This is a genomic window from Aeromonas rivuli, assembly GCF_000820045.1.
Classification (GTDB): domain Bacteria; phylum Pseudomonadota; class Gammaproteobacteria; order Enterobacterales; family Aeromonadaceae; genus Aeromonas; species Aeromonas rivuli.
Map to the genome: position 1 here is coordinate 125,511 of NZ_CDBJ01000015.1, position 3,832 is coordinate 129,342.

Genomic DNA, 3,832 nt, shown 5'->3' on the forward strand with positions numbered 1-3,832 from the left:
AGCGGGGGATTTCTCGTCATCTATCGAGTTGAGGTAGACTGGCGGCCTGTTATTGCCGGGATCCGCAGATGAAACTCACCGCCCACGCCGACTTGTCCACCCTCAACAGCTTCTCCCTTCAGGCTCACTGCCGCTGGCTGGCCGAGATCCATCAGGTGGATGAGTTGTCATCCTTGGCCGCCGATCCTCAATTTCTGGGGCTGCCCCGACTCATACTGGGAGGCGGCAGCAATCTGCTGTTCACCTGTGATTTCGACGGCGTGGTGGTGCATAACCGCCTGCTCGGCATTCAGGTAGAGGATGGTGGCGATCACTGGTTGTTGCATGTGGCCGCCGGTGAATCCTGGCACCAGCTGGTCTGCCACACCCTGGCCCAGGGCATGCCGGGGTTGGAGAATCTGGCATTGATCCCGGGCACGGTTGGTGCTGCACCGGTGCAGAACATCGGTGCCTACGGCGTCGAGCTTGCCTCCTTCTGCCGCCATGTGGATACCTTCAACTGGCACACCGGCGAGCAGGAGCGGATCCCCGCCGATGCCTGTCAGTTCGGCTATCGCGACAGCATCTTCAAGCATGACTATCAGGACAGTCACCTGATCATCGCGGTGGGACTGGCGCTGCCCAAGGCCTGGGTGCCTGTGCTCGGCTATGGCCCCCTCGGCGCCCTGGGGGAGGCGCCAAGTGCACAGGCCATCTTCGATGTGGTCTGTGCCACCCGCATGGCCAAGCTGCCTGATCCGGCCGTGCTCGGCAATGCCGGCAGCTTCTTCAAGAACCCCGTGGTGCCCACCGCTCAGGCTGAACGCCTCAAGGCGACCTGGCCCACTCTGCCCGTTTATCCGGCAGGAGAGGGGCTGTGCAAGCTGGCCGCTGGCTGGCTGATTGACCAGTGTGAACTCAAGGGGTTCGCCATCGGCGGCGCCCAGGTTCATGGTCAGCAAGCCCTGGTACTGGTCAATCGGGGCGGCGCGAGCGCCGTCGAGCTGATCGCCCTGGCCGCTCATGTGCGTGAGAGTGTGCAGCAGCGCTTCGGTGTCCTGCTCGAGCATGAGGTGCGCTTCATGGGCGCCCGTGGCGAGACTTGTCTCGACGAGGTGCTGCTATGAGCCTGACGCCCATTCGACAAACCCTGATCGGCCTGCTCAGCGATGGCCAGTTCCATTCCGGCGAACAGCTTGGCGAACAGCTTGGCATCAGCCGCGCCGCCGTCAGCAAACACATGGCGGCCCTCAAGGGGCTGGGGTTGGACTTGTTCAGCCTGACGGGCAAGGGCTATCGGCTCGCCTGTCCCCTTGCCCTTTACGATCAGGCACAGCTGCAATCGGCGATACCGCTGGCCCCCGTCCATGTCTACAACGTCATCGATTCTACCAACCAATATCTGCTGGATCGGGTGGCGAGTCTGAGATCCGGCGAATGCTGCCTGGCCGAGTGCCAGACTGCGGGTCGGGGCCGTCGCGGCAAGCCCTGGGTCTCCCCTTTTGGCTGCCAACTGCTGCTCAGCATGTATTGGCGGCTCGAGCAGGGGATGGCGGCGGCCATGGGCCTGAGTCTGGCGGTTGGGGTGGCTGTGGTCGAGGCGCTCGAATCCCTCGGCTATCACGGGGTCGAGCTGAAATGGCCGAATGACCTCTATTATCAAGGCCGAAAATTGGCAGGCATTCTGGTGGAGATGAGCGGCAGCGCGGGTGCGAGCTGCAATCTGGTGATCGGCATCGGCCTCAATCTAGCCATGCCGGAGCGGGAGGGGGAGAAGATCGATCAGGCCTGGGCCGAGCTGCGCCATATCCAGCCGGAACTGCTCGATCGTAACCTGCTGGCCGCCAGGATCATCACCTCGCTGCAGCAGGCCATGGCGAGGTTCGAGCAGTCGGGCCTCGGCGACTTCGTTGCTGACTGGAACCGGCTCGATCACTTCGCGGGTCGGCCGGTGCGGCTGCTGATGGGGGAACAGGAGATCCGTGGCATCGAACGCGGCATCGATGATCGCGGCGCCTTGCGGCTGGAAACCGCTGAAGGGATCAAATTCTATCTGGGTGGGGAGTTGTCGCTGCGCCGTGGGGACTGAGGCGAACACTGTGCTTTGCCGAAATGGAAAGAGGGGGCGTTGGCCCCCTCTCGCTATTTGCGCAGCTTGATCTGCTCGATGGCGTGCTCTGCACCCTTGGTGAGGATCAGGTTGGCCCGCTCCCGGGTGGGCAGTATGTTCTCTTCAAGATTCAGGTGGTTGATCTCTTGCCATATGTTGCTGGCAATCCGGGTCGCTTCGCTCTCGGCCAACTGGGCGTAATGGTGGAAGTAGGAGTCAGGATCCGAGAAGGCGCCGCTGCGAAACTTGAGGAAGCGTTCTATATACCAGGTGCGCAACAGCTCGGCATCGGCGTCCACATAGATGGAGAAATCGACGAAATCGGAGACAAACACCCGATGCGGCTCCTGAGGGTAATCCATGCCGCTTTGCAACACATTGAGCCCCTCCAGGATCAAGATGTCTGGCTGCTCCACCACCTTGGTCTCATCGGGCAATACGTCATAGATGAGGTGAGAGTAGACGGGGGCCTCGACCCGTTCGTGACCGGCGCGAATGTTGGCAACAAACTCCACCAAACGACGGATATCATAGGATTCGGGGAAGCCTTTGCGGCGCATCAGCCCACGCTCTTCCAACACCTTGTTGGGATAGAGGAAACCATCAGTGGTGACCAGCTCGACCCTGGGGTGTTCGGGCCAGCGTTCCAGCAAGGCTTGCATGATACGAGCCGTGGTGCTCTTGCCCCCCGCCACACTGCCCGCAATGCTGATCACATAAGGCACCTTGCCCCTGGACTGGCCGAGAAACTGCTCCAGCACCCGACTACGGCGCTGCTTGGCCTTGACGTAGAGATTGAGCAGCCGTGACAACGGCAGATAGATCTCCTCCACTTCCCGCAGTGACACCTTCTCGTTGATGCCTCTCAAGGTTTTGAGATCGATTTCTGTCAGGGTCAGGGGGACCGCATCGCGCAACACAGCCCACTGTTCGCGGGTGAATTGCAGATAGGGATTGTGCTCTGTCGTCATGGGCTCATCACTGTTTTTGGGGCAGGGCGACCATACACCAAGGGGGGGAGAGCGACAAGGGACGCGTCGGGATCGTGAGGGCAGGGCCGTTTTTTTGGCGGGAACATGGCAATAATCGCCATTTTGCCAACCGCAACAGTTGCATCGCTAAAAACCTTACAATAAAATGCGCGACGCTTAGATGTCTGTCGTCCATTTGCCAGGCAAAAGCGACAAAGCAGCGGGTGCAAGCAGAATTACCGTTGTGACAATCGAGTACGGAGGGGTTCCCGAGTGGCCAAAGGGATCAGACTGTAAATCTGACGGCTCTGCCTTCGAAGGTTCGAATCCTTCTCCCTCCACCATATTTCTCTGCGGTTTGAGTGCTTTGGGTTAGAGAAATGCGGGCATCGTATAATGGCTATTACCTCAGCCTTCCAAGCTGATGATGCGGGTTCGATTCCCGCTGCCCGCTCCAAGATGCTGATATGGCTCAGGCAATGCCAGGAGCCATGCCTCGGGTGAGGTCGGCAGTTCAAATCGGCCTGTCAGTACCCGCTTCTCTTCCCCACCCAATTCAAATCCATCATATAAACTGTTCTGTGGTTAGCTTGCCACTGCGTACTCAGCGTTAGTTTAGAGGGTCGATCATGTCTAAAGAAAAATTTGAACGTAATAAACCGCACGTAAACGTGGGTACCATCGGCCACGTTGACCACGGTAAAACCACCCTGACCGCCGCCATCACCAACGTGCTGGCCAAGCACTACGGCGGTAAAGCCTTCGCCTTCGA

General features: G+C 59.6%; 4 protein-coding genes and 2 tRNA genes. 5 read left to right on the top strand and 1 reads right to left on the bottom strand.

Annotation, left to right across the window (positions count from 1 at the left end; all coding sequences use genetic code 11):
• Positions 1–68: 68 nt before the first annotated feature.
• Together murB and birA are read left to right on the top strand one after the other, a co-directional pair.
• Positions 69–1,106: a UDP-N-acetylmuramate dehydrogenase gene (gene murB, locus BN1130_RS02015; RefSeq protein WP_042039945.1), complete on the top strand. Its 1,038-nt coding sequence runs from the start codon at positions 69–71 to the stop codon at positions 1,104–1,106.
• Positions 1,103–2,068 (top strand): bifunctional biotin--[acetyl-CoA-carboxylase] ligase/biotin operon repressor BirA, encoded by a 966-nt coding sequence (gene birA / locus BN1130_RS02020; RefSeq protein WP_042039946.1) that lies wholly within the window; start codon positions 1,103–1,105, stop codon positions 2,066–2,068. Before murB ends, birA begins: the two co-directional genes overlap by 4 nt.
• Positions 2,069–2,121: 53 nt before the next feature.
• Here the strand turns inward: birA and coaA are convergent, their stop codons facing one another.
• The gene (gene coaA / locus BN1130_RS02025) at positions 2,122–3,060 is read right to left on the bottom strand and encodes a type I pantothenate kinase (protein ID WP_005897673.1); all 939 of its coding nucleotides are present in this window, start codon (positions 3,058–3,060) and stop codon (positions 2,122–2,124) included.
• Positions 3,061–3,319: 259 nt separating this feature from the next.
• On the opposite strand from coaA, the gene BN1130_RS02030 reads away from it, so the two are divergent.
• The 3 genes from BN1130_RS02030 to BN1130_RS21460 all read left to right on the top strand — a co-directional run.
• Positions 3,320–3,404, top strand: a tRNA-Tyr gene (locus BN1130_RS02030).
• Positions 3,405–3,442: 38 nt separating this feature from the next.
• Positions 3,443–3,517: transfer RNA gene (locus BN1130_RS02035), tRNA-Gly, on the top strand.
• Positions 3,518–3,689: 172 nt separating this feature from the next.
• On the top strand, positions 3,690–3,832 hold a 143-nt coding region (locus BN1130_RS21460; RefSeq protein WP_232301910.1), incomplete at its 3' end, for a GTP-binding protein.